The following is a 25,306-nucleotide window of genomic DNA, read 5'->3' as shown; positions in this document are numbered from 1 at the left end:
TTGCCGGACCGCGCGGCGGCAATTGCCGTTGCGTTGAAGCAGACACGCACCGGCGGTGGTCAGAACACCTGAATCAGGTGGCGGCCGCGGAGGGCGGTAGTGGAAGAAAGCAGGGCGTTGCGACAGGCACTGGAAATCGAGGAAGTGCCGGTCATCTATTTCGACATGAGCGGTCGCTTCGTCGATGCCAACGGCGCGTTCCTGCGTCAATCGCAGTACAGCCGGGCCGAGCTGGAAGACGGTGAGCTGTCCTGGCAGCGACTCACCCCGCCCGAGTGGGTCGAGCCGTCGGAGCGGGCCTTCGCCGAGCTGAAGCGGCGGGGCGCCACCACCCCTTACCAGAAGGAATACATCCGCAAGGACGGCACGCGCTGGTGGGCGCTGTTGGCCGCCAAGCGCCTGTCGGAACACCTGGCCTTCGAGTTCATCATCGATATCACCGCGCGCAAGCGGGCCGAAGAGGCGCTCGCGCAGAGCGAGCAGCGCCTGCGCTCACTGATCGACGCGCTGCCCTCGCCGGTGTGGCGGGCGAATGCCGCCGGCCACTGGCGCTGGGCCAGCTGCCAGTGGACCGAGCTGACCGGGCAGACCTGCGAGGACTGCGTCGGGCTCGGCTGGCTGGACTCGCTGTGCGACGAGGACCGCCGTGCCGTGCTCGCCGCCTGGCAGCAGGCCGGGCGCAACGAGGTGCTGCAGTTCGAGTGCCGGGTCCGCGACGCGCGCGCGCGGGAATACCGCTGGATGCAGGCCAAGGCCGTGCCGATGGCCGACGAGGAGGCGGGCAGGATCGAGTGGGTCGGCACCTTCACCGATGTCGAGGAGCAGTGCCGCGCCCGCCAGGCGCTGGCGCAGAGCCACGCCGAACTGGAGGCGCTGGTCGAGACGCGCACCCACGCCCTGCAGCAGACCGTCGACCGGCTCAATCGCGAGACGCGCGAGCGCAAACAGGCCGAGGCCCAGCTGCTGCAGAGCGAAAAGCTGCGCGCGGTCGGCCAGCTGACCGGCGGCATCGCCCACGACTTCAACAACCTGCTCGCCGGTATCAATGCCAGCCTGGAGCTGATGCAGCTGCGCCTGAACCAGGGCAAGGCCGAGGAGGCCGACCGCTACTGCTCGCTGGCGCTGTCGTCGGTCAACCGCGCCGCGGCGCTGACCAAGCGGCTGCTGACCTTCTCCCGGCAACAACCGCTCGAACCGAAGCGGGTGGAGCCCAGCCAGATCATCGCCGAACTTGAAGAGCTGATGCGCCGCACCGTCGGGCCGAAGATCCGCGTGGAGACCCGGCTGAAGGCTGCCAATGCCGTGCACTGCGAGCCCTCGCAGCTGGAGAACGCGCTGCTGAACCTGGCGATCAATGCGCGCGATGCGATGCCCTCCGGCGGCTGCCTGACGCTCGCCACCGACGTCTGCGAGCTGCCCGCCGAGCAGGCCACCGAGTTGCTGCTCGACCCCGGCCGGTATCTGTGCATCGAAGTCACCGATAGTGGCGTCGGAATGAGCGAGGAGGTGCGCGCGCGTGCCTTCGACCCCTTCTTCACCACCAAGTCGATCGGCGAGGGTACTGGCCTCGGCCTGTCGATGGTCTACGGCTTCACCCAGCAGTCCGGTGGCCAGGCGCAGATCAGCAGCGCGCCAGGCCGGGGCACGACGGTCAGGCTGTTCCTGCCATTCGCCGCTGCGGGAACGCTCAAGACGGGCCTGGCCGAGGCGCAGCCGTCCGCGCAGCGGGCGCAGGGCGAGCGCATCCTGCTGGTCGAGGACGAGGCAGTGATTCGCGAGGTCGTCAGCGAGCAGCTGGCCGATCTCGGCTATCGGGTCAGCACCGCATTCGACGGCCAGTCGGCGCTGCAGGAGGTCGAGCGGCTTGGCGAGTTCGATCTGCTGATCAGCGACATCGGCCTGCCCGGGGCCTGGTCGGGCAACCGCCTGGCCGAGGAGATCCGCACGCGAATGCCTGCGGTCAAGGTGCTGTTCATGACCGGCTTCGCGCCGAACGAGTCGGCGCTGATCGAGGCCAGCCAGGCCGGTGGCGCCAAGCTGCTGAAGAAGCCCTTCACGCTCGGCCAGCTCAGCGGTTGCGTGCGCCAGACGCTGGATCAGACCGGCCGCTAGCGCGCCGGCCGGTTGTGTCGTTGTGGCCAATGCGCCGAGAATCGCGGCTCCGGCAAACATGTGGTCACGATGAACGATAACAACCATAAGGCCGTGGCGCCGTCCTGGCACCAGGCCTGGCTCTGGCCCGCGCTGTTCAGCCTGCTGGCGTTCGCCGCCAACTCGATCTTCTGCAGGCTCGCGCTGACCGAGGGCGGCATCGACCCGCAATCCTTCACGGTTGTCCGGCTGGCCAGCGGTGCGCTCTTTCTTTGGCTGCTGACGCACCGCCGACGCTCGCCATCGGCGGCAAGCGGCAGCTGGAAGGGCGGGCTTGCATTGTTCCTGTACGCCTACCTGTTCTCGGTGGCCTATGTCGAACTGGGCGCGGGCGTCGGCGCGCTGATCCTGTTCGGCGCCGTGCAGCTGACGATGTTCGCCTGGGCCTGGCTCAAGGGCGAACGCGTCCTGGCGAACGTGCTGATCGGCATGCTGATCGCCTTTGCCGGCCTGATTGCCCTGTTGCTGCCCGGTGCGAATACGCCGGCGCTCGGCAGTTCCTTGCTCATGCTGATCGCCGGGGCGGCCTGGGGCGCCTATTCACTGATCGGCAGGGGCTCGACCGATCCGGTGGCCGACACGACGGGCAACTTCGCCCGCAGCCTGGTGTTTCTGCCCGGCCTGGGGCTGGTGCTGGCCTGGGGCGAAGGCCCGCAGCTGGGCGCCGCCGGGCTGCTCTACGCCGTGGCTTCCGGTGCGCTCGCCTCGGGCGCCGGGTACGTCGTCTGGTACGGCGTGGTCAAGCGGATCAGCGCGCAGCAGGCGGCCACGCTGCAGCTCAGTGTGCCGATCCTGGCGGCGCTCGGCGGCGTGCTGCTGCTCGGCGAGCCGATGTCGGTGCGCCTGCTGGCGACCTCGGCGGCGGTGCTCGGCGGTGTCGCGCTGGCGCTGCTGCCGCGGCGGCAAACCGCTGCCTGAGTGCGCGGGCTGCACAAACGTTCTAAGCGCGGCCAGCCGGATGGACTAAGGTGCCGAATACTCGGACGCACGGGCTGGAGGCATGGTGGACAGGCTCAACTGGATCGACCTCGCGCAGGATGCCGATACCGGCATCGAGTCGATTCGTGCGCATTTTCGCGGCCATGCCTATGACCCGCACTGGCATGAGAGCTTTCTGGTCGGCGTGACCGAGCAGGGCGTGCAGCAATTCCACTGCCGGCGGGTGAAACATCTCAGCACGCCCGGCAAGGTCATCCTGCTCGAGCCTGGCGAGCTGCACGACGGCCATGCGCCCACCGACGAGGGCTTCACCTATTCGATGCTCTACCTCGACCCGCAGTGGCTCGAGCGCGAGCTGCACGCGCTGTTCGAGCATGCGCCAGCCGATAGCCAGCCCAGCTTCGCCGACACCCTGAGCACCGATCGGCAGCTGGCCGCGACCATCTTCCGCGCCTTTCATGCCCTGCATGAGCGCGATCTGCGCATCGTCCGGCAGAGCGCCCTCGACGATCTGCTCGCCAGCATGACCGGCCATCTTCACTGGCGCCGTCGGGTCAATCCCGACCCGCGTCTGCCGCTGGTGGCGCAGCGGGCGCGCGATTACCTGCATGCCCACGTCGACCGCGACATCGGTCTCGACGATCTCGCCGCGGTCTGCGGCGTGGATCGTTTCCGCCTCAGCCGCGCCTTCAAGAGCGCCTTTGGCCTGGCGCCGCACGCCTACCTCATCCAGCTGCGCCTGGCCAAGGCGCGTCAGCAGCTGGCGCGCGGCTACAGCCCGGCGGCGGTCGCCTGCGCGCTGGGTTTCGCCGACCAGAGCCACCTGGGCCGCTGGTTCCGCCGCGCCTATCGGCTGACGCCGGCCGACTATCGGCGTCGCTGCTCAAAGCTTCCAGACTGACGGTGCATGGCCGGCGAGCATGAGGCTTCCCGTATCCGCAGGAGCCCGCCATGTGTTGTTGCAAGCGCTCGATCACCGGCCGGAGGGACTGACGCAATGCCGTCCCTGTTGCCCTTCGTGCTGTTCGCCCTGGTCGCCACCCTGACGCCGGGACCGACCAATATCCTGATGCTCAGCCACGGCGCGCGCTTCGGCCTGCGCGCCACCTTGCCGCTGGTCCTCGGCGCCTGCCTGGCCGCGGCGCTGATCGTGCTGGCGGTTGGCCTGGGCCTGGGCGAGGTGCTGCTGCGCTATCCGCAGATTCAGCGGGCGCTGAGCCTGCTCGGTGCGCTGTGGCTCAGCTGGCTGGCCTGGACGCTATGGCGCGGTGCAGCCGAGCCGCTGGCACCGGCGGCCGGGCGCGCCAAGCTGGGGCCGTGCGGCGCCGCGCTGCTGCAGGCGGTGAACCCCAAGGTATGGATGATGGCCGTCGCGGTGGTCGGGGTGTTCACGGTCGGTGCGCCCGACAGGAGCGCACGGGTCATGCAGCTGTCATTGATCTTTCTGCTCATGGCGCTGCCGTGCATGAGCCTGTGGGCCATGCTCGGCGCCGGCAGCGCACGCCTGCTGCGCTCGCCGCGGCGATTGTGCTGGCTCAACCGCTTGCTGGCGCTGCTGCTGCTGGCCTCGACCTGGCTGGCGCTGCTGCGCTGACTCAGGCCGGTGCAGCGGCCGAGGTCGCGGCCGCTGTGGCCTCGGCGACCTCCAGCGCGCCATCCTTGCGCAGTTTCAGGTGCAGGAAGTCCTGTGCCAGGAACAGCTGCCCGCGGTAATGGCTGGCCGCTTCGCTGCGGATGTCTTCGACCGAGCGCCCGGCGCGCCCACCGGGCTGATAGCGCGCGCTGAAGTGGGTAAGCACCAGGTTCGGCAGGTTGGCCTGCTCGGCAAAGGTCGCCACCTGCGCGGCGGTGCTGTGACCAAAGGGGTTGCCGGTGGCATGCACCAGCGCCTCGGTGTAGGTCGCCTCGTGCACCAGCACCTGGGCGCCTTCGCAGGCTCTGGCGAGCAGCTCGGGACGGTCGTTGTCGCCGCCGATGACGATGCGCCGAGGCGCGCGGGCGAAGTCGAGATAGCGTTCGCTGCGCAGCGTGCGTCCGTCTAATTCGATGTCATGGCCGCGCGCCAGCTGTCCCCACAGCGGCCCGCGTGGAATGCCGTCGCGTTCCAGCCGGTCGATGGCCAGCTTTGGATCGGGACGCGCTTCGGTGAAGCGATAGCCGTAGCACGGCACCCGGTGAGAGAGCTCGGCCGGCTCGACATGCAGCTGCGGGCTGCGCCACTGCTCGAGGGTTTCCACGGGGTGGAAGCGCAGCTCGAAGGGCAGGGCGGTGCGGCTCATCTCGAAGGTGGCGCGTAACCAGGCCTCGATGGCGGCCGGTGCGACGATATCGAGCGGTTCCTCGCGTCGCGCCATGCCGGCGCTGGCCAGCAGGCCGGGCAGGCCGTAGCAGTGATCGCCATGCACGTGGGTGATGAACAGGGCGCGCAGGCCGTGCAGGCTCAGCGGCGTGCGCAACAGCCGGTGCTGGGTGCCTTCGCCGCAGTCGATCAGGTACCAGCCCTTGCCGCTGTCGTCGAGCAGCGCGGTGGCGCTGACGTTGCGCGCACGCGTCGGGGTGGCCGAGGAAGTTCCGAGAAATAGCAGGTCCACGGGTGGGCTCCGAAAGCAGACGTCTCAGTATGTCCGAGCCGATTGCCGGGCGATAAGTCCGTGATAGCGCCGGGCGGCGTGGCTTATATCTTTTCGCTTATAAGAAAGTCCGAATTTATATTAAACATCGCTATTTCTGGCCGTTATGCTGCCCGCCATCGACACGGCCCCGGTGGGCCTTCCGGGGTAAGACGATGGATTTCGGTGTTCTGGGTTTCGTCATTGCGGGTCTGGTGGTCGGCTTTATCGTCGGCATGACCGGGGTGGGTGGCGGCTCGCTGATGACACCGATCCTGCTCTGGTTTGGCGTCAACCCGGCCGCGGCGGTGGGCACCGACCTGCTCTATGCCGCGATCACCAAGGCTGGCGGTGTCTGGGTCCACCAGAAGAACCGCAACATCGACTGGGGCATCACCGGCTGGCTCGCCCTCGGCAGCCTGCCGGCGGCCGGGCTGACGCTGTGGTTCCTGCAGTGGCTGCAGGCCGACCAGGAGGCGCTCAACGCCGTGATCAAGCAGTCGCTTGGCGTGGTGCTGGTGTTCACCGCCCTGGCGGTACTGTTCAAGCGACGCCTGCTCGACATCGCCGCGCGCCTGTCCGGCTCGAAGAAGCGCCTGACTGCGCGCCGATTGAACGGGCTCACGGTGCTGGTTGGCGCCGTACTGGGCGCGATGGTCACCCTGACCTCCATCGGCGCCGGAGCCCTGGGCACGGTGGCGCTGTTCTTCCTCTACCCGCTGCTGACCACACGCCGCCTGGTCGGCACCGAGATTGCCCATGCGGTACCGCTGACGCTCGTGGCCGGGCTCGGCCATGCCGGGATGGGCAACATGGACTGGACGATTCTCGCCTACCTGCTGATGGGCTCGCTGCCGGGCATCTACTTCGGCAGCCACCTGTCCGGCCGCGTGTCGGACGAGGTGCTGCGCCCTTGCCTGGCGATCATGCTGGCGGCGATCGGCTACAAGCTGATCTGAACTATCGAGCGCCGCCCGCGGCGCGGCGATCGTGAGGGCTGGCGGTGGGGGCGGGGCTGGCAAGGTTCGGTTGTCGGCACATGGCCAGGCCGCTCGGCCGGCCGCTCGCGTCCAGCGGGGCCGGTGCCCCGAGGCGCTGCCCGCAGGCAGGCCTTCCGGCATCCGGCTCAGGCCGTTTCGCAGTTCACCATCCAGGACACGCCGAAGCGATCGGTCAGCATGCCGAAGCGTTCGGCCCAGAAGGTCTTCTCGAACGGCATCGTCACCTGTCCGCCTTCGCCCAGCGCGTTGAACAGGCGCTCGCCTTCGGCGACGCTGCCCGGGTTCAGGGTGATCGAGCAGCCCTTGATGCCCTGGTAGGGCTCGCCGCCGCACAGCTCGCCGGGCATGGTGTCCGAAGCCATCAGCGCGTAGCTGCCGACGTTCAGGCAGGCATGCATGATGCGCTCGCCGAATTGCTGCGGGTCGAAGCCTTCGCTGGCCGGTGCCTCGGCAAAGGTCATCAGCTGCAGGTTGCCGCCGAGCACCTCCTGGTAACGGGTGAAGGCCTCGCGGGTCTGGCCGTCGAAGGTGAGGTAGATGCAGATCTTCATGTGCCGCTCCTGACTGGGTTGCGCATGCCCGGGCGATCCGGCTGCCCGGCGTTCAGGCTGGAAAGCGTAGCCCTGCGGCTGCACTCGGCGCGGGTGGCCGACCAGTGGTCGGCGCGGCGGGGGCGGCTCAGTCCAGCCGGTAGCGGCGCAGGTCCCGGCGGCTCAGCAGGCGCAGGCGGCCCGGCTCGACGCGCTGGATATCGGCGGCCAGCGACGGGGCGACGCCCATCTGGCGCAGGTAGGCCTGCGGGCTCTGGCGCAGGCGCTGGCGGTTCGGCTGGAGCGACTCGCCGTCGCCGCCGAACGGCCGCTGCAGCGCCACGTGGCCGCGCACCGTGCGCTGGCCGCCGGCCGCCAGCAGGTAAACGCAGCTGCCCTGGCAGAGCGCCTCGGGCGGGATCACGGCGTCGAAGCCGGTCTCGCGCAGCAGGCGGCCCATGCGCATGGCCTCGCTGACGCTGCCGCCGATGTTGTCGAGCACCAGCAGTTTGCGCGTGTAGCGTCCCGGGTGTGCGGTGAGGCCCTTGAGCAGTGCTTCGTAGTCGCCCGCCGCGATCTGCTCGGTCACCCGGGCAACGAGCACCGGCCCACTCTGGCGCTGCACCGGCAGGACCTGGACCTCGGCTCGCAGCGACGAGCAGGACAGCGCCAGGGCGCAGAGCAGAACGGGGCGAAGCATGCTGGTCGATACCTGAGTGGAGGCGAGGGCTGCAGAAGATACCTGTGGCGCTCGCGTTCGCCTACCGCGTAGCGGCGCCCGATTCGCGGCCGTAGAGGCGTTTGCTCCAGTCTTCGACCTGGCGCTGGCGTAGTCGCCGCTCGACCAGCTTGCGCCAGGATGGCACCAGCGGCAGTTCGCTCAGGCGTTCGAGGGCGGGGATGTCCAGCGTGCGCTGGTAGAGCAGCTCGAGAATCCGTGATAGCGGCCAGTCGGGGTGCGCTCGGTCCTCCAGCCGCAGCGCCTGGCCCGGCTCCAGCAGGCCGGGCACCAGCACCCGGTAATACCAGCCGGTCATGCCGCTCTGCTGGACCTGCGCGGCCATGTCACGTACGCCGAAGCGCTCGTTGAGCTTCCAGCACGGCTGGCGGCTCTGGGTGACCTGCAGCAGCGCCTCGCCGCAGCGCAGCACATCGCCCAGACAGAGGTCGGCCTCGGCAAGCCCGCAGGTGCTGATGTTCTCGCCAAAGGCGCCGGGCGACTCGAGCAGCGCGTGCTTGCCGAGCCGCGCCTGCCAGTGCCGATAGTGCTCGCGCGGATAGTGGTGGATCGCCTTGTCGAGGCCGCCATGCACGCGCAGGTCGCCCTGCTCGTCGCCGGCCAGGCCATAGGCGCCGGCGCGCAGCGGCCCGGCGACCGGCGCCTTGGCGATGGCGCTGCTGGTGCCGGGGCGGGTATAGGGGACGGCCTTGCCGATGAGCAGGTGGTCGATTCGGGCCAGGTGCATGCGCGTTCCTCTCTGGCGCTGGCGAAGCGACGATTGTGCCTCAGCCGGTGCCGTCTGGCTCGCGCCGATTGCCCGGCCGCGTTCGCTCGGCGCGCCTGCGCATGCGCGCCGTCCGGCCCGCTAGGGCGCGTCGGTCGACAGCGCGCGGATCATCGCGGTGGTCAGGTACAGTCGCGGCGCGATGCTGGCCAGCTCCAGGTACTCGTCCTCCGAATGCAGCCCGGCGCCGACCACGCCCATGGTTTCCAGCACGGCGGGCTTGTCGCTGTCGGGGACATAGGCATAGCCGGCATCGGTGCCGAAGCGCATGGCGATCGGCTCGATGTCCTGATCGATCTCGCCATACAGGCGCTGTGCGGTTTCGGCCAGGCGTCGGGAGCCGGGGTTGTCGGCCAGCGGTGGGCGCCCCTTGTCGATGCGCAGCTCCACGCGGGTGTCGTCGATCAGCCGGTTCTCGATGATGCGGCGGCCGTCGGCGAGCACCCGCTCGGTCTCGCTGAGGTCCGAGTAGCGCATGTCGGCCTCGGCGGTCGCCTGGTCCGGGATGATGTTGCGCTTCTCGCCGCCGTCGACCAGGGTCCAGTTGACCGTGGTGCCCTTGTCCGCATCGCCCAGGTCCCTGAGCTGGGTCAGCTGGTGCGCCAGCTCCATGACGGCGTTGCGACCGTCCTCCGGCGCCGACCCGGCGTGGGACGACTTGCCCCCGACCTCCAGCATCACGGCGTTGATGCCGTTGGTCGCGGTGGTCACGGCATCGCGATCCGGCGGCTCGTAGGAGAAGACGTAATCGTGCTGGCGGGCCAGCTCGGCGATGATGGACTTGGAACCCTTGGAGCCCATTTCCTCGTCCGGGTTGAACAGCACCGTGATCGTGCCGTAGTCGTCGAACTGCTGGTCGCGCAGCAGCTCGAGCGCGTGCAGGATCATCGCCACACCGCCCTTGGCATCGGCCACGCCCGGCCCGTAGGCGCGCGAATCGTCGATGCGGAAGGGGCGCTCGGCGGCGGTGCCCTCGGCGAACACGGTGTCGTAGTGGACCATCAGGAGAAAGTCCTTGCTGCCCTGGCCCTTCAGCGTGCCGACGATGTTGTCGCCGGCCGAGGGGGTGGCCGGGCGGCTGCTGACCTCGGCGCCGAGCGCCTTCAGGCGTTCGACCAGCATCTGGCTGACCTTGCTCAGGCCTGCCTGCTGGCCGGTTCCGGTATCCACCGCGACCAGTTGTTTGACGGTCTCGAGGTAGGCCGGTTGCTCGGCCTTGGCCTGCGCCAGCAGCTCGGCCGGTTGGAGTTCGGCGGCCTGGCCGGTCAAAGGTGACAGGCAAAGTGCGATGGCGGCGGCAAGCGGGGTGACGGCGCGCAGATACATCGGCAAGACCTCGGATCGCGGGGGTGATGCAACTCAGAGCGCTGCGGGCACCACAACGTTCCTCCGGGCGGCTCCCTCGGGCGCAGAGTGCTAAGGTCTGCGTTTTGACTTGCCGGAGAACTCAGGTGTCCCTGACCACGACCTACGACGCGCAGAACATCTTCGCCCAGATCATTCGCGGCGAAGCACCGTGCTACAAGCTCTACGAAGACGACGACGTACTGGCCTTTCTCGATCTGTTCCCGCAGTCCTTCGGCCATACGCTGGTGATCCCCAAGCGTTCGGCGGCGTGCAACATCCTCGATGTCGACAGTGAAGCGCTGTGCCAGGTGATGCGCGTGGTTCAGCAGCTGACCCGGGCGATCGTCGCCGAGCTGGCGCCCGACGGCGTGCAGATCGCCCAGTTCAACGGTGCGCCGGCCGGGCAGACGGTGTTTCACATCCACATGCACATCGTGCCGCGCTACGCCGGTCAGGGCATGGCGGTGCACGCGGCGCAGAAGGCCGAGCCGGCCGAACTCGAGCGCCTGCAGGCGCGTCTGCGCGCCCGAATCGAGGCCGAGCCGAGCTGAGTCGCTGCGACCAACGCAGCAGCCGGCAGGCACCAAAGTACTATTCGTGACCGCTGGCCGGGTTCGTAGGCTGCGGTCATGAAGCCTATTCGATCGCTCCTCTCCAGCCTGCTTGCCCGGCGCCTGTCGCGCCTCGCAGCACTGCTCCTGCTGGTCCTGGCGCTGCCGGCGATGGCCGCCGAGCGGCCAGTACTGCGCCTGGCCGTGCTGCAGTTCGGCACGGCGCACTGGGAACTCGACCACCTCAAACGCAGCGGGCTCGACCAGGCCAACGGCTTCGAGCTCGAGGTGCGCCTGGTGGCCGATCTGCCCGCCTCGCGCCTGGCGCTGATCAGCGGCAGCGTGGACGGCATCGTCGGCGACCTGCTCTGGGCGCAGGGCCGTTATGCCGCCGGCGCCCCGCTGGTCTTCGTACCGTTTTCCAGCCGTCTGGGCGAATTGGTGGTCTCCGAGGACAGCCCGATCACCGAACTGGCGGATCTGGCAGGCCAGCGCATCGGCGTCGCCGGCGGGCCGGACGGCTATGCCTGGCAGCTGCTGCAGCGGGCCGCGCAGCGACAGGGCGTCGCGCTGGATCGCAGCCAGGTCCAGTTCGCCGCGCCGCCGCTGCTCGACCAGGCGCTGCGTCGCGGCCAGCTCGATGCGGTGCTGACCTTCTGGCACTTCGCGGCGCGCTTGCGTGGCGAGGGCGGCGTGCGGACGGCGTTCGGCATGCGCGAATTGCTGGCGGCCAATGGCGTCGAGGCCGACCTGCCGATGCTCGGTTACCTGTTTGCGCAACCCTGGGCCGAGCAGCACGCCGACCTGTTGCAGCGCTTCGCGCGCGCGGTACACCAGAGCAAACGGCAACTGGCCGAGAACCCGCAGGCCTGGCAAGGCATCCGCCCGCTGATGCGCGCGACCGACGATCAGGTGTTCGCCGCGCTGCGCGATGCCTTTGTCGCCGGTACGCCCGCGCCGCTGGACACCGAGCGGGTCGCCGCACTGCGCGCCCTGCTGGCCGGCAGCGTCGATGCCGGGCAGGCGGTGATGCCCGCGGCATCCTTCATCCAGGCGCAGCCATGAGCGCCACCCGCTGGGCTTCCTGGGTCGCATTGCCGCTGACCCTGGCGCTCTGGGCGGGGTTGGCGGCGGGGCTGAATACGCCATTGTTGCCGAGCCCGGCGCAAGTGCTCGAGGTCGGTTGGCAAATCCTCGCCAGTGGCGAGCTGGCCCAGCATCTGGGTGCAACCCTGCGCCGCGTGGCGATTGCCTTCGCGCTGGCGATGACGCTCGGTACGCTGCTCGGCCTCGGCATGGGGCGGTCGCGGCTGTTCAATGCCTTCTGCGATCCGCTGCTGGTGCTGTTTCTCAACCTGCCGGCGCTGGTCACCATCATCCTGCTCTACGTCTGGTTCGGCCTGGTCGAGGCCGCCGCGGTGCTCGCCGTGGTGGTGAACAAGGTGCCGAACGTGGCCGTGACCCTGCGCGAAGGCGCGCGTGCGCTGGACCCGCGGCTGGAGCAGATGGCCGATGTCTATGGCTTCGGGCGCTGGCGCCGGCTGGTGCATGTCTGGCTGCCGCAACTGTTTCCCTACTGGATGGCGGCGACCCGCAGCGGGTTGGCGCTGATCTGGAAGATCGTGCTGGTGGTCGAACTGCTCGGCCGTTCCGATGGGGTCGGTTTCCAGCTGCACATGGCTTTCCAGGTATTCGATGTGGCGGCGATTCTGGCCTGGAGCCTGGCCTTCATCGCCGTGGTGCAGGCGATCGAATGGCTCGTGCTGCAGCCGGTGGAGCGGCGCGCCACGCGCTGGCGCGAGGCCGGGGTGGCGCATGCTTGAGCTGGCGATCGACGGGCAGGGCGCCGGGCACCCGATTCTCGGCCGGCTCCAGGCGCGCATCCGCCCGGGCGACCGGATCTGCCTCTTGGGCAGCTCCGGTGTCGGCAAGACCACCCTGCTCAACGCCATTGCCGGGCTGGATCGCAGCCTGCCGGCTTCGATGATCCGACGTCAGGCCGGGCTGCGGATCGGCTATCTGTTCCAGGAGCATCGCCTGTTGCCCTGGCGCACCTTGCGCCAGAACCTGGCGCTGGTTGGTGCCGCACCGGCGCGCATCGACGCCTTGCTCGCCCAGGTCGGCCTGCAGGGCTGCGCCGACAAGCTGCCCGACCAGCTGTCGCTGGGCATGGCCCGGCGGGCGGCGCTGGCGCGTTGTCTGGCGGTGGAGCCGGATCTGCTCCTGCTCGACGAGCCCTTTGCCTCGCTGGACGCACCGCGGGTGCAGGAGCTGCGCGCCTTGATCGCCGCGGTGCTCGATGCCCGGCCGGGCATGGCCATGCTCTGTGTGACGCACGATCCGCGCGATGCCGAGGCACTGGCCAACCGCCGCTGGCAGCTGGTCGGCAAGCCGGCGGCGCTGGTCGAAGTGCGGACGGAGGCCGGTGACCCGGTGCGTGACGCCGGCTGATCAGCCGCTGGCGAGCTGGGTCAGCGCATGCAGGGCGAGCCCGACGAGGCCGCCGACCAGGGTGCCGTTGATGCGGATGAACTGCAGGTCCTTGCCGACGCTGCGTTCCATCTGCTCGACCAGTTCGGCGCTCTCCCAGTTCTCCACGCGTTCGGCGATGTAGCGCCCGATCTGGCCGCGATAACGCTCCAGCAATGATGGGGCGGCGTCGCTGAGCTGTTCGTTGATCCAGCCGCGCATGGCCGGGTCGCTGGCCAGCGCGTCGCCGAGCCCGCGGGTCAACCCGACGATGCGCCCGCCGATGCGCGAGGCGTCGCTCGCCAGGTCGGCCTCGAGCCAGGCGACCAGGTCCTGCCAGAGGCTGCGGAAATAGTCGCCGGTGGCCGGATGGTCGAGCAGCAGGGCGAGAATGCGCTCGACCTTCAGCGCGTACTCGGGGTCATGCCGCAGGCGATCGATGTACTCGCCGACGTGCTCGTCGAAGCGCTGGCGCACCAGGTGCTCGGGGTCTTCGGCGATCTCGGCGAGCAGCCCGGAAAGCCCGTCGACCAGCTTGTTCGCCGACCAGCCGCCGACCGACTTGCCCAGCCCCAGGTAGCGCAGGGTGCGCACTTCGCGGGTGATGGTGTCGGCGATCAGCGCACGGGTGTCCTCGTCGCGCATGATCGAATCCAGGCGCACGAGCATCTCGTCGAGCAGCGCCTGATGCCGACCCTGTGCGGTGAGGATGGCCAGCGCCTGGGCCAGCAGCGGTGCGACATCGGCCTTGCGCAGGCGGTCGATGAGCTTGTCGCGGGCAAAGGCCTGTACGCGCTCGTCGTGCAGCGCGCCGACGGCGAAGCGCGCCATGCCGGTGAGTTGGCGGCCAACCGCGTCGGCATTGGCCGGATGCCGCAGCCAGTCGGCCAGGCGCGTGGCGATATCGAGTTCGCGCAGCTTGGCCAGCACCAGCGGGGTGGCGAGAAAGTGGGTGGTGATGAACTCGGCCAGGTTGCGGCCAATGCGCGCCTTGTTGCGCGGGATGATCGCGGTGTGCGGAATCGGCAGCCCCAGCGGGCGGCGAAACAGCGCGGTGACGGCGAACCAGTCGGCGATCGCGCCGACCATCGCTGCTTCGGCGAACGAGGCTAGGTAGCCCCATGCCGGGTGTTCGTTGTGCAAGGCGGTGGCCAGTACGTAGAGCAGTGCGGCGAGCAGCAGCAGGCCACCGGCCACGAGCTTCATCCGGGTTACCGGGGATTGCCAGGGGCTGGGCATGAGCGGGTATTCCTCTGAACCGACGACAGCCTGACTGCAGACCTGCCTGTCGCCGGTTGCGTTCGCAGCGGGTCAGTCGGCCAGGTCGGTCGCTTCGTCGCGGATCAGCACGTAGCGGCCGGCCGCATGGTCGAGGCAGTCGTAGACGAAGAACATCGCGACCTGGGCCGGGGTTTCCATCACCGCGGCGTAGTCACCCGGCTCGGGGCGAAATGCGCGACCCGAATCGTTGCTGGCCACGCAGGCGATCTCGGCGACCACGAAGGCTTCTTCGGCGCTGCCGTCGAAATACTCCTCGCGGTCGCGTGCATCCCACTCGGCAGGTGCCTGGAAGGGCCCGGTGATGACCACGCGGGCATCGCCGAGGTCGAGTTCCTCGTCGGGGTTGCGCTCATCGGGGCGATAGAGCGTGCAATCCAGTGCCTGCGGATCTTGAACGATTGCTGCTTGGACCTTTGGATCGAGCGCGGCCATGGTGACTCCACTTCGGCAGGGATTTGCCGCAGTGTGGTGGAGCCGGCGTTGCGGTGCAAACACCACCGGCATCGGACCGTCGGCCGCCGCGCTTGGCGAACGCCGGCTGAGCTGCCGCCTCCAATGCATGAACTCACCTACCGGCGGAGACGCGCATGAACGAGGAACACACCCACGAGCCGCAACCCGAAGAAGGCGTACGCGACGACCAGGTCGAGGGCACGCCGAATCCGGAGCGGCTGTACGACGAGAACGAGCCCGAGGTACGCCCCGACGACCCGGACATGACCGCCGACGACTACACCAACCTGCCCGGGTAGCGGTTGGCTCGGCAACCCGCCGCCGGCCTGCTATCGTCGGTTCAGCGAAGCGGCAATCGGCCGCGCTTTACGAAGGGAGTCCGCATGCGCCTGAGCGTCCTGTTCCTGATCCTGCTCGCCACGGCGGGCTGTTCGTCCTGGGCGCCGGAGCCGGAGGACATCTCGGCGGTCCCGGCGGAGCGCCTGCTGGCGTATCAGCAGGCGCAGGAGGGTGCGGGCGAGATCGTGGTGACGCGGGATTTCGGATTGCGCGGCGGCGGCTGCTACATCGCCGTGCTGATCGACCGTGAGCTGGCGGCGCGCATTCACGTCGGCGAACGGGCCCGCTTTCAGGTGCCGGCCGGGCGGCATGTCGTCGGCATCGGCACCGACCCGCTGGACGACACCCTGTGTTCGAAGGGGCGCCTGCGCCGCGAGGTGCTGGCCGAGGTCGTTGCCGGGCAGGTGCTGGACTACCGCATCACCAGCGAGAACGACATCGGCTTCGACATCCGTCCGCTCGCGCGCTGAGCGCCGCTACGGGGCTGGAGGCGCTCAGCGAATGACGCTGCGGGCGACCTCGAGATAGCTGGCGCCGTATTCGCTGACCGCCTCGGCGTTCGCCGATTCGGATTCGATATGCAGCTCTTCCAGGGTGTCGGCCAGCTCGTCCATGCGCATGTTGATGGTGCTCAGCGACCCCTGCAGGCGATAACTGATCTCGTAGATTTCCTTTAGCCGCTCGGCTGTCAGCTCCTGGCCCAGGGCGGCTTCCAGGCGCTTGTTGTCTTCGGAAAAACTGGCTACGGCCGAGGACAGCTCGCTATCGGCGACGGCCAGCGAGGCGCAGGTCAGACCGAGGGCCAGGACGGCGGTTTTCATGGATGACTTCACGAGACGCTTCCCTTGCTGGAAATGGGGGCGCGAAATTACCACTCGTCCCCGATCCGCATGCGTACTGGCGCACAAAGCCGAAACAGCAGATTGCCGCAGGCCGGCCGGGCATGACCGTCCGGTCATCCGCCGCTGCTGAGTTCGGTAGCCGGCACCGCGCAGGGGCCGCTGTTGGCAGCGCCTCGCTAGCAGAGGCGGCCGGCCAGGGGCGCGCGCCGGCTGCAGGGTATCCCGCCTCCACGCGCTGAAAGCGCTCTGCGACGGCCTTTTGCACGGCGACGAGCTCAAGCCGGACGCTTGCTTGCCGATAAACGGCAGGTCTGCCGGCATGCTCCTTTCATGCGCCGGCACCTGCCTGACCCGTGCCCGGAAAACGAACCCATGATGCAGCGCCTGACCATTCGCTCCCGTCTCCTGATCCTTGTCTGCACGATGCTGCTGGCCTGCGTGGTCGTCGGCATCACCGGCCTGAGCGCGCAGCAGCGCAGCCTGAACGGACTGAACACCGTTTACCTCGATCGCGTGGTGCCGCTGCGCGACATCAAGCTGATTGCCGACCTCTACGCAGTGAAGATCGTCGATGCCAGCCACAAGGCGCGCAGCGGCATGATCACTTACGCCCAGGCGCGCGACGACGTGCGCCAGGCGCGCGCCGAGATCCGCCGGCTGTGGCAGGCCTACCTGCAGACCCGCCTGCTGCCGGAGGAGCGCGCGCTGGCGACACGCATCGAGAGCCTCAAGGCGGCGACCGAAAAGCCACTGGACGGGCTCGAGCGCACTCTCGATCGGCACAGCGAGAAGCGCCTTGCGGTGTTTGTCATGAATGACCTGTATCCGCTGATCGACCCGCTGTCGGAGGCGTTCAGCGAACTGATCGACCTGCAGCTCGGCGAGGCCCGCGGCGAGTACGAGCGCGCCCTGGCGCTGTACGAGCGCAACCGAGCTTTCTTCATCGGCCTGCTGGGCGCACTGTTGGTCGGTGGCGCATTGTGTTCGCTGTTGCTGATACGCAGCATCGGCCGCCCGTTGCAGGCGCTCAAGCAGGCCGCCGCGCAGGTGGCGGCCGGCGACCTGAGCCGCACCATCGAGTGCCGTGGGCGCGACGAGATCACCGAGGTTCAGCAGTCGATCCGGCAGATGCAGCACCGGCTGCGCGAAACGCTGCAGGACATCCAGGGCTCGGCGACTCAGCTGGCATCGGCGGCCGACGAGCTGCACGCAGTGACCGAGCACAGCGCCCAGGGCATCGCCCAGCAGAACCAGGAAGTGCAGATGGCCGCCACCGCGGTCAACGAGATGTCGGCCGCGGTCGAGGAGGTTGCCGGCAATGCCAACCGCACCTCGACCGCTTCGCGTGAGGCCGAGGAGGTGGCCGAAGCCGGGCGCCACAAGGTCAACGTCACGCGGGAAACCATCGACCGCCTGAGCAACAAGCTCGGCGATACCGCCGCGACCGTGCAGCGCCTGGCCGACGAGGCCGGCAACATCGGCCAGGTGGTCGACGTGATCCGTGCCATTGCCGACCAGACCAACCTGCTGGCGCTCAATGCGGCGATCGAGGCGGCGCGCGCCGGGGAGGCCGGCCGCGGTTTCGCCGTGGTCGCCGACGAGGTGCGCAACCTTGCCCAGCGCACGCAAAGTTCGACCCAGGAAATCGAGCGGATGATTGGCGCGATCCAGAGCGCGACGGCCGATTCGGTGCGCGAGATGGAGCAGAGCAGCGAGTTCGCCGGGCGCAGCCAGACGCTGGCCGGCGAGGCCGACCAGGCGCTGGCGCTGATCGCCGAGCGGGTCGGGCAGATCAACGAGATGAATCTGGTGATCGCCAGCGCAGCGGAAGAGCAGGCCCAGGTCGCCCGCGAGGTCGATCGCAACCTGGTCGCCATCCGCGATGTGTCCGAGCAGAGCGCGACCGGCGCCCAGCAGACCTCGGCGGCCAGCGACGAGCTGGCCCGGCTGGCGACCGGGCTCAATCAGCTGGTCGGGCGCTTCCGCCTGTAAACCGCCGGGGCGCCTGAGCGCACGGCCCGTTCAGATGCGGAACTGACGGGCCAGCCCACCGAGGCGTTGGCCAAGCGCTTCCAGGTGGCTGGCGGTACGCGCGCCCTGCTGGGCCTGATCGGCCACCTCGTCGACCGACACGGCGATCTGATGCACGCTGCGGCTGATCTCCTCGGACACCGAGGTCTGCTCCTCGGCGGCGCTGGCAATCTGCGCGTTCATCGCGTTGATGGTGGCGATCAGCGCGGCCATGGCGTCGAGCGACACGCCGGTGCGGTTGGCCTGCTCGCTGCTGCTGTGGCCGGCTTCGCTGGAGCGTTGCATCGCCTGAACAGCGCCAGCGGTGCCCTGCTGCAGGCGATCGATCATGCCTTGGATCTCCGCGGTGCTCTGCTGGGTGCGACTGGCCAGCGCGCGAACCTCGTCGGCGACCACGGCGAAACCGCGCCCGGCCTCACCGGCACGCGCCGCCTCGATCGCCGCGTTGAGCGCCAGCAGGTTGGTCTGGTCGGCGATCGAGCGGATCACGCCGAGCACGCCGACGATGGCGTCCACGTCCTGGCGCAGGTTGTCCATGCTCAGGCCGCTGCGATGGATGTCCTCGACCAGCGCATGGATGCGCTGAATGCTCAGTTCCACCACCTCGCGCGCCTGCTGGCCTTCGGCGTCGGTCTGGCGCGCAGCATCGGCTGCGTTCTGCGCGCTCTGCGCGACTTCCTGGGCGGCGGCGGACATTTCGTGAATCGCCGTGGCGACCTGCTCGGTTTCATGGCGCTGCTGGGCCATGGCGGCATCGGAGCGCTGTGCCTGCGCGGCCATCTCACCGACCACCCCGGTCAGCTCGCCGGTGACGTCGACCATTTGCCGCACCATGCCGTGGATCTTGTCGACGAAGCGGTTGAACGAGGCGGCCAGCGCGCCGATCTCGTCGCGGCTGTCAATGTTCAGCCGATGCGTCAGGTCGCCGTCGCCGGCGGCGATGTCGTCGAGGTTGTCCTTCATCCGCTGCAGCGGCCGCAGGATCGAGTTGCTCAGCGCCAGCCCGGCCACGCCGAGCAGCACGAGCATGATCGCGGCGAGGGCCAGGGTGCTGCTGACCATGGTGCGGATACGCTCGTCGATCTGCTCGCGCACCTTGGCCAGCTCGGCGTCGATGTCGGCGATGTTCACCGAGGTGCCGATGGCCAGGTCCCACTTGGGCAGGTAGCGGTTGTAGGACAGCTTGGGGATCAGCACGCTGTCGTTGCCGGGCATCGAGGAGTGGTACTGCAGAAAGCCGCTGCCGTCCTTGGCGGCGCGCACCAGTTCGGTGTTGATCAGGCGGCCCTGCTGGTCGCGGCGGTCGCGCATGCTGCTGCCGACGCCGTCGGGGTTGCTGCCGCGAAACAGCCGGACGATCTGCGAGTCGTGGCCGTAGAAGTAGCCGTCGCTACCGAAACGGATGTTCTTCAGGCGCTCGATGGCCTCGGCGCGGGCGTTCAGGTCGCCTTCGGCGGAGGGGGCATAGAGATCGTCGATCGCGCTCAACGCGACTTCGGTGTAGTGCTCGAGCTCGTCGCGGTGCATCTGCATCAGGCGCTCACGGGTGGCAGCGAGCTCGGCCTCGGCACGGTCGCTGAGGATGTAGGCGGTACCGCCGCAGAGCACCAGCGCAAGCGCCAGGACGGGCAGAAGGGCAAGGAGGATGACTTTCTTTTTCAGGGACAGGGGCATTGCAAGGACCGGTTGTTGGCACACAAGGTCCGTGTAAGGCGGCCGTCCTGCGGAAAACCTTAATCTTTTGGTCGGATTTTCCGCGCCACGCTCAGTCGCGGCAGGCCAGCGGCTCGGGCGCCGCTGCCGTCGTCCCCTGTCGCTGCCAGGCGAGGGCGAATACCAGCAGCCCGCCGACCGCGGTGGCTGCGCCGACATAGCCGGTTGCCGTCCAGCCGAAGCCGGCGCTGATCGCCAGCCCGCCAAGCCAGGGGCCGAGGGCGTTGGCGATGTTGAAGGCGGCGTGGTTGGAGGCGGCGGCGAGGGTCTGTGCTTCGGCGGCGACATCCATCAGGTGCGTCTGCAGCGCCGGCGATAGCGAGATCATACTGCCCACGGCAAACACGGCCGGGAAGACAGTCCACGGCGATTGCGCGGCGAAGGGAAAGGCCAGCAGCACCAGCGTGCTCCACAGCAACAGCCAGGCCACGGCCTGAAAGCCCAGCCGGTCGAACAGTCGGCCGCCGAAGACATTGCCGAGGATGCCACCCAGGCCGAACGCCGCGAGCGCGAACGGAATCCAGCCGGGGCCGAGCCGGGTCACTTCCAGCAGCGTCGGCGCCATGTAGCTGAACACGCAGAACATGCCGGCAAAACCGATCGAGCTGATCGCCAGCGCCAGCCAGACCTGCGGCCGGTTGAACGCACGCAGTTCTCGCAACGGGCTGCTGCGCGGTTGCTCGGGGTCGGCCGGGAGAAACAGCGCTACCAGGGTGACGGTCAACAGGGCGATCACGCCGACCAGGACGAAGGCCAGGCGCCAGCTGCCCCACTGGCCGAGCCAGGTGGCCAGCGGGTTGCCGACGAGAATCGCGATGGTCAGGCCCATCAGCACCCGGGCCACGGCCTGGGCGCGCTTCTCCGGCGCGACCATGGCGGCGGCCACCAGCATCGCCACGCCGAAGTAGGCGCCGTGCGGCAGCCCGCTGATGAAACGCACCGCCATCAGCGTGGCGTAGTCCGGCGCCAGCGCGCTGGCGAAGTTGCCAAGGGCAAAGAAGCCCATCAGCAACAGCAGCAGATGTCGGCGCAGCAGGCGCGCGCCGAAGATCGCCAGCAGCGGCGCGCCGACCACCACGCCCAGTGCGTAGCTGCTGATCACATGCCCGACCTGCGGCTCGCTGATGCCCAGCCCGCGTGCCACTTCGGGCATCAGGCCCATGATGGCGAATTCGCCGGTGCCGATGGCGAAGCCGCCCATGGCCAGGGCCAGCTCGATCAAAAGGACGGCGCGCGGCGAAAGCTTCGCCGCCGCGCTGGAGGCTTGCGCCTGCATGGTCACCTCGTGGAAATGCGTTGCGTGTGGAGGATCGGCACCGCGCTGCAGGCGCGGCACACGAAGCCATGGGAGCGTTTTGTTGACGCGGAGTTTCCTCGGTGGCGTCGGCATGACGCGCTCGAGCGCCCCTGACGGCATCCGCCGAGCGGTTTCTGACCGATTCGACAGGCGGTATGGAGCCGCAAACTGTGACGCGGCGCAAGCTTGATTTGCGTCAGGGAAGGCGCCGGGCCCGCTTGCGTAAGGTGCCGCACAAGCTGGTCAGTCATGCAGTTGCCGGTTGCGACGGCGCAGGGATTTTACTTGCGGGGCGAGTCGACAGGGGCCTGCTGGCACAGCGTCACCCAGGGAGTGCGCCCCATGAAACTGCTTTTTCGTCCCGCCGAAGCGCTGATGAACCGCTTCAACTATCCCGTCAAGTTCGGCCTGCTCGGTTTACTGGTGTTCGTCGCCTTCGCCAGCCTGATGCTGACCGTGGTCGGCCAGCTGCAGCGCACCATCGAACGCTCCGCCGAGGAGCTGCAGGCTACCGCGCTGGCGCGCCCGGTGTTCCGGCTGGTCGAGCTGACCCAGCAGCATCGGGGGCTGTCGGCGATGCTGCTCGGAGGCAACCCGGCGGTGACGGCCAAACGCGCCGAGCGCGAGTCCGATGTCGAGGCGGCGCTGGCCGAGCTGAGCGGCGCGCTTCCCGCCGCACGGCAGCAGCTGCCGAGCTGGCAGGCGATTCGCCAGGGCTGGGGCGAGATCCGTCGCGACGGGCTCGGCTGGACGCAGGCGCGCAACATGCGTGCACACACCGAGCTGATCCAGAGCATGCTGCGGTTCAATACCGAACTGGCCGACGCCTACGGGCTGACCTTCGATCCGGAGGCGGAAAGCTATTACCTGATGGCTGCGGCGCTCGACGAGGTGCCCTACCTGATCGAGCGCATCGGGCGGCTGCGCGGCAGCGCCTCGGCGGCGCTGGCGCACGGCAGCATGGGCGACGAGCAGCGCGTCGGGCTGATCCTGCTGAGCGAGGAGATACGCGGCGCGATGAGCGCCATGCAGATCAGCCTGGACAAGGTGATCGCCCAGCGCCCCGAACTGCGCGGCACGCTCGAGGCTGCCAGTACCCGGTTGCGTGAGCAGGCCGCCGGGCTCGACGAGGTGGTGCAGGGCATGGTGCAGCGCGGCGACTTCGCCCGCGTGAGCTCCGAACGCTTCTTCGCCATGGCCAGCGAGGCGATCGGTATCGGCTACCAGCAGATCCGCGAAACCCTGTTGCCGTCGCTCGACAGCCTGCTGAACCAGCGTATCGCCAAGGCGCAGCGGGTGCTGATGCTGAATGTCGCGGTGTCGCTGCTGGCCCTGCTGCTGATCGGCTACCTGTCGGCGGGTGCCTACTTTTCGGTGATGACCAGCGTGCGGCGCCTGCGCGAGGGCAGCGGGCGGCTCGCCGCCGGCGATCTGACTGCGCGCATCGAACTCGATACGCGTGACGAGCTGCGTCAGGTGGCGGCAAGTTTCAACGAGATGGCCGCTGCCATGCGCGGGCTGATCGGCAGCATCCGCGATAACTCCGATCACGTCGCCGATTCGGCGCGCAGCCTGGTCACTGCCTCCGGCCAGATCCACGTCGCCACGCAATGCCAGAGCGATGCCGCCTCGAGCATGGCGGCGGCGGTGGAGCAGATGACGGTGGGCATCGAGCACATCGCGCGCAATGCCGGCGAGGCCGATTCGCTTGCGCATCGCTCCGGCGAGCTGTCGCGCCAGGGCGGCGAGATCGTTGCCGCGGTGGTCGAGGAAATCCGCCAGATCGCCGCCTCGGTATCCGAATCGGCCCACACGGTGGCCGAGCTCGGCGAGCGTTCAGGGCAGATCTCGGCGATCGTGCAGGTAATCGGCGATATTGCCGCGCAGACCAACCTGCTGGCGCTCAACGCGGCCATCGAGGCCGCCCGCGCCGGCGAGCAGGGGCGCGGCTTCGCGGTGGTCGCCGACGAGGTGCGCAAGCTGGCCGAGCGCACCGCGCAGTCGACCCGCGAGATCGGCGAGATGGTCGCCGCCATCCAGCAGGGCACCTCCGGCGCGGTGCAGGGGATGGAACAGGGCGTCACCCGGGTCAACGAAGGCGTGGTGCGGGCCCAGCGCGCCGGCGAGGCAATGCACGGCATCCGCGAGGCGGCGAATCAGGTGCAGGGCACGGTCGCGGAGATTTCCCATGCGCTGCGCGAGCAGAGCGCGGCGTCCGCGGAGATCGCGCAAAAGGTTTCGATGATCGCCCAGATGGCCGAGGAGAATGGCAGCGCGGTCGGTAGCAACCACCAGACCGCCAGCCGCCTGAGCGACCTGGCCGGCACGCTTCTGGACAACGTCAGCCGCTTCAAGGCGGGCTGAGGCGCTCCTGTCGACGGTGCCTGCGGGCGTCGTCGGCAGGCGCTCACAGCGGCCAGACCCAGAGAATCGCCGGCACCGCGCAGAGCACCACGAGGATCGACAGCGGCAGCCCCAGCCGCCAGTAGTCGCCGAAGCGGTAGCCGCCCGGCGCCATGACCAGGGTGTTGGACTGGTGCCCGATCGGCGTCAGGAAGGCACAGGAGGCGCCGATCGCCACCGCCATCAGGAATGGATCGACCGAGGCTTCCAGGCCGCGCGCCAGGCTGATCGCTACCGGCGCGGCGAGTACCGCCGCAGCTGCGTTGTTGACCACGTTGGAGATCAGCATCACCGCGACCATCAGCAGGGCCAGGGTGGCTGCCGCCGGCAGCGACTGGCCGAGGCCGAGCAGGGCGTCGGCGATCAGCTGCGAGCCGCCAGTGGTCTCCAGCGCCTCGCCGACCGGCAGCATCGCGGCCACCAGCACGATCACCGGCATGTCGATGCTTTCGTAGATGCGGCCCAGCGGAATCAGCCCGACGAGAATCATCACCAGCGCGCCGGTGACCAGGGCCACCGCGGCCGGTAGCACGCCAAGGGCGATCACGCCTAGGGTGAGGGCAAAGATGGCGCTGGCCAGCAGCACATTGCGCGGCGTGGTGATACTCAGCCCGCGCGAGGCCAGGGGCAGGCAGCCGAGGCCGCTGAGGCTCGCCTGCAGCGCATTCTCGCGGGCCTGCACGAGCAGAATGTCGCCCGCGGCGAAGCGGATCTGGCCGAGCCGCTGGCGCAGCCGCTGCCCCTGGCGGGCGACGGCCAGCACGTTGACGCCGTGGCGCTCGCGCAGGTCGAGGCCGCTGGCCGTGGTGCCGACCAGCATCGAGCCGGGCGTGACGATGGCTTCGGCAAGCGTCAGTTCACCGTGCCGGTCCTTGGCCTTCTTTTCGCCCTGGCCCTGTTCGGCGGCCGGCTCGTCGTCGGGCTTGTCCTTCTGCCCGTCACTGTCGGCGGCCAGTTCGACGCCGGTCACGTCGAGCAGCGCCTTGAGGCTGTCCGAATCGGCTTCGACCAGGAGGATGTCCGCCTCGCGCAACACCTCGTAGGTGGAAGGCATGCGCTGGCGCTCTTCGCCGCGGATCAGCGCGATGACCTGCACGTCGGCTTCGTCCCGTACCGCATTGATCAGGGCGTGCAGCGTGCGCCCGGCATATTTGCAGCCTTCCGGTACGCGCACTTCGGTGAGGTAGGCGCTGATCTCGAACAGGTCGCCGTTGCCTTCCTGCTCCTGCCGCCGGGGCACCAGCCGCCAGCCGAGCAGGGCGATGAAAACGACCCCGGCGAGCGTCACCGCGGCGCCTACCGGGAGAAAGTCGAACATGCCGAAGGGCGCCTCGCCGGCTTCGGCACGATAGCCGGCGATGATCAGGTTCGGCGGTGTGCCGATCAGCGTGAGCATGCCGCCGAGCAGCGAACCGAAGGCCAATGGCATCAGCAGGTAGGAAGGTGAGCGCCCGCTCTGGCGCGACATCCAGATCGCCACCGGCATGAACAGGGCCAGGGCGCCGACGTTGTTCATGAAACCGGAGCTCAGCGCGACGATGCCGGTCAGCGCCGCCACCTGCGCCCAGGGGCGCTCGCCGACCTGCATCAGTCTGCGCGCGACGCTGTCGACCACCCCGGCGTTGAGCAGGCCGCGGCTCAGGACCAGCACGGCGGCCACCGAAATCACCGCCGGGTGGGCGAGCCCGGCGAAAACCTCCCCGGCCGGTACCACGCCGCTCAGGGCGCAGGCGAGCAGGGCACCGAGCGCGACCAGGTCGTACCGCCAGCGATTCCAGATGAACAGCACCAGCGTCGCCGCCAGCACACCAAAGACGATCAGCTGGTCGCCGGTCATGGGTGTCT

24 protein-coding genes are annotated in these 25,306 nt (G+C 68.8%); 13 read left to right on the top strand and 11 right to left on the bottom strand.

Going from position 1 to position 25,306, the window contains the following annotated elements:
- Positions 1-99: 99 nt before the first annotated feature.
- The 4 genes from AC0KXH_RS14070 (at position 100) to AC0KXH_RS14055 (ending at position 4,684) form a co-directional block, all read left to right on the top strand.
- A complete protein-coding gene (locus AC0KXH_RS14070) occupies positions 100-2,112 on the top strand; it encodes a hybrid sensor histidine kinase/response regulator (protein WP_488223575.1) in 2,013 nt (670 codons plus the stop codon).
- A 69-nt stretch (positions 2,113-2,181) separates the two neighbouring features.
- On the top strand, positions 2,182-3,069 hold the full coding sequence (locus tag AC0KXH_RS14065; protein WP_488223574.1) for a DMT family transporter: 888 nt from the start codon (positions 2,182-2,184) through the stop codon (positions 3,067-3,069).
- Between the two features lie 85 nt (positions 3,070-3,154).
- Positions 3,155-3,991, top strand: a complete 837-nt coding sequence (locus tag AC0KXH_RS14060) for an AraC family transcriptional regulator (RefSeq protein ID WP_061338165.1) — start codon at positions 3,155-3,157, stop codon at positions 3,989-3,991.
- Between the two features lie 96 nt (positions 3,992-4,087).
- Positions 4,088-4,684, top strand: a complete 597-nt coding sequence (locus AC0KXH_RS14055; RefSeq protein ID WP_488223573.1) for a LysE family translocator — start codon at positions 4,088-4,090, stop codon at positions 4,682-4,684.
- A gap of 1 nt (position 4,685) precedes the next feature.
- Here AC0KXH_RS14055 and AC0KXH_RS14050 read toward each other — a convergent pair whose 3' ends face one another.
- Complete coding sequence (locus AC0KXH_RS14050; RefSeq protein WP_041106701.1) at positions 4,686-5,681, bottom strand: ribonuclease Z; 996 nt, start codon at positions 5,679-5,681, stop codon at positions 4,686-4,688.
- A 194-nt stretch (positions 5,682-5,875) separates the two neighbouring features.
- On the opposite strand from AC0KXH_RS14050, the gene AC0KXH_RS14045 reads away from it, so the two are divergent.
- Positions 5,876-6,658 (top strand): sulfite exporter TauE/SafE family protein, encoded by a 783-nt coding sequence (locus tag AC0KXH_RS14045; protein ID WP_041106700.1) that lies wholly within the window; start codon positions 5,876-5,878, stop codon positions 6,656-6,658.
- A gap of 167 nt (positions 6,659-6,825) precedes the next feature.
- On the opposite strand, the gene AC0KXH_RS14040 is transcribed toward AC0KXH_RS14045, so the two are convergent.
- The 4 genes from AC0KXH_RS14040 to AC0KXH_RS14025 all read right to left on the bottom strand — a co-directional run bounded on the left by AC0KXH_RS14040 (position 6,826) and on the right by AC0KXH_RS14025 (position 10,061).
- Positions 6,826-7,251, bottom strand: a complete 426-nt coding sequence (locus AC0KXH_RS14040; protein WP_488223572.1) for a VOC family protein — start codon at positions 7,249-7,251, stop codon at positions 6,826-6,828.
- Between the two features lie 127 nt (positions 7,252-7,378).
- A complete protein-coding gene (locus AC0KXH_RS14035) occupies positions 7,379-7,930 on the bottom strand; it encodes a hypothetical protein (RefSeq protein WP_437269840.1) in 552 nt (183 codons plus the stop codon).
- A gap of 61 nt (positions 7,931-7,991) precedes the next feature.
- A complete protein-coding gene (locus tag AC0KXH_RS14030; protein ID WP_061338124.1) occupies positions 7,992-8,696 on the bottom strand; it encodes an MOSC domain-containing protein in 705 nt (234 codons plus the stop codon).
- A gap of 120 nt (positions 8,697-8,816) precedes the next feature.
- On the bottom strand, positions 8,817-10,061 hold the full coding sequence (locus tag AC0KXH_RS14025; protein ID WP_488223571.1) for a M20/M25/M40 family metallo-hydrolase: 1,245 nt from the start codon (positions 10,059-10,061) through the stop codon (positions 8,817-8,819).
- A gap of 125 nt (positions 10,062-10,186) precedes the next feature.
- On the opposite strand from AC0KXH_RS14025, the gene AC0KXH_RS14020 reads away from it, so the two are divergent.
- The 4 genes from AC0KXH_RS14020 to AC0KXH_RS14005 all read left to right on the top strand — a co-directional run bounded on the left by AC0KXH_RS14020 (position 10,187) and on the right by AC0KXH_RS14005 (position 13,084).
- Positions 10,187-10,633, top strand: coding sequence for an HIT family protein (locus AC0KXH_RS14020; RefSeq protein ID WP_043221347.1), 447 nt, complete (start codon positions 10,187-10,189; stop codon positions 10,631-10,633).
- Between the two features lie 171 nt (positions 10,634-10,804).
- The gene (locus AC0KXH_RS14015; protein ID WP_313281328.1) at positions 10,805-11,698 is read left to right on the top strand and encodes an ABC transporter substrate-binding protein; all 894 of its coding nucleotides are present in this window, start codon (positions 10,805-10,807) and stop codon (positions 11,696-11,698) included.
- Complete coding sequence (locus AC0KXH_RS14010) at positions 11,695-12,456, top strand: ABC transporter permease (RefSeq protein WP_237145552.1); 762 nt, start codon at positions 11,695-11,697, stop codon at positions 12,454-12,456. The genes AC0KXH_RS14015 and AC0KXH_RS14010 overlap by 4 nt, the downstream gene beginning before the upstream one ends.
- Positions 12,449-13,084 (top strand): ATP-binding cassette domain-containing protein, encoded by a 636-nt coding sequence (locus AC0KXH_RS14005; protein ID WP_061341145.1) that lies wholly within the window; start codon positions 12,449-12,451, stop codon positions 13,082-13,084. The genes AC0KXH_RS14010 and AC0KXH_RS14005 overlap by 8 nt, the downstream gene beginning before the upstream one ends.
- Here the strand turns inward: AC0KXH_RS14005 and AC0KXH_RS14000 are convergent, their stop codons facing one another.
- Together AC0KXH_RS14000 and AC0KXH_RS13995 are read right to left on the bottom strand one after the other, a co-directional pair.
- Entirely contained in the window at positions 13,085-14,341 is a 1,257-nt protein-coding gene (locus AC0KXH_RS14000) for a DUF445 domain-containing protein (protein WP_488223570.1), read from the bottom strand.
- 72 nt (positions 14,342-14,413) lie between these two features.
- Entirely contained in the window at positions 14,414-14,815 is a 402-nt protein-coding gene (locus AC0KXH_RS13995) for a hypothetical protein (protein ID WP_041106682.1), read from the bottom strand.
- Positions 14,816-14,970: 155 nt separating this feature from the next.
- Between AC0KXH_RS13995 and AC0KXH_RS13990 the strand changes: the two genes are divergently transcribed.
- Entirely contained in the window at positions 14,971-15,135 is a 165-nt protein-coding gene (locus tag AC0KXH_RS13990; protein ID WP_158002193.1) for a hypothetical protein, read from the top strand.
- An 84-nt stretch (positions 15,136-15,219) separates the two neighbouring features.
- A complete protein-coding gene (locus AC0KXH_RS13985; protein ID WP_041106680.1) occupies positions 15,220-15,645 on the top strand; it encodes a 3-isopropylmalate dehydratase in 426 nt (141 codons plus the stop codon).
- A 24-nt stretch (positions 15,646-15,669) separates the two neighbouring features.
- On the opposite strand, the gene AC0KXH_RS13980 is transcribed toward AC0KXH_RS13985, so the two are convergent.
- Positions 15,670-15,996, bottom strand: a complete 327-nt coding sequence (locus tag AC0KXH_RS13980; protein WP_234458818.1) for a DUF6746 family protein — start codon at positions 15,994-15,996, stop codon at positions 15,670-15,672.
- A 393-nt stretch (positions 15,997-16,389) separates the two neighbouring features.
- Between AC0KXH_RS13980 and AC0KXH_RS13975 the strand changes: the two genes are divergently transcribed.
- A complete protein-coding gene (locus tag AC0KXH_RS13975; protein ID WP_488223569.1) occupies positions 16,390-18,009 on the top strand; it encodes a methyl-accepting chemotaxis protein in 1,620 nt (539 codons plus the stop codon).
- 30 nt (positions 18,010-18,039) lie between these two features.
- On the opposite strand, the gene AC0KXH_RS13970 is transcribed toward AC0KXH_RS13975, so the two are convergent.
- Both AC0KXH_RS13970 and AC0KXH_RS13965 read right to left on the bottom strand, forming a co-directional pair.
- Entirely contained in the window at positions 18,040-19,722 is a 1,683-nt protein-coding gene (locus tag AC0KXH_RS13970; RefSeq protein ID WP_041106674.1) for a methyl-accepting chemotaxis protein, read from the bottom strand.
- A gap of 91 nt (positions 19,723-19,813) precedes the next feature.
- The gene (locus AC0KXH_RS13965; protein ID WP_043221332.1) at positions 19,814-21,037 is read right to left on the bottom strand and encodes an MFS transporter; all 1,224 of its coding nucleotides are present in this window, start codon (positions 21,035-21,037) and stop codon (positions 19,814-19,816) included.
- Positions 21,038-21,400: 363 nt separating this feature from the next.
- Between AC0KXH_RS13965 and AC0KXH_RS13960 the strand changes: the two genes are divergently transcribed.
- The gene (locus AC0KXH_RS13960; RefSeq protein WP_165562980.1) at positions 21,401-23,422 is read left to right on the top strand and encodes a methyl-accepting chemotaxis protein; all 2,022 of its coding nucleotides are present in this window, start codon (positions 21,401-21,403) and stop codon (positions 23,420-23,422) included.
- 43 nt (positions 23,423-23,465) lie between these two features.
- Here the strand turns inward: AC0KXH_RS13960 and AC0KXH_RS13955 are convergent, their stop codons facing one another.
- Positions 23,466-25,298 carry an SLC13 family permease gene (locus AC0KXH_RS13955; protein ID WP_165562981.1) on the bottom strand — a complete coding sequence of 611 codons (1,833 nt, stop codon included), beginning with the start codon at positions 25,296-25,298 and terminating at the stop codon, positions 23,466-23,468.
- Positions 25,299-25,306: the final 8 nt, after the last annotated feature.

It is taken from the genome of Stutzerimonas sp. CXK-1 (assembly GCF_057738225.1).
The sequence above is the reverse complement of the archived record's forward strand: the minus strand, read 5'-3'. Positions and strand labels throughout refer to the sequence as shown.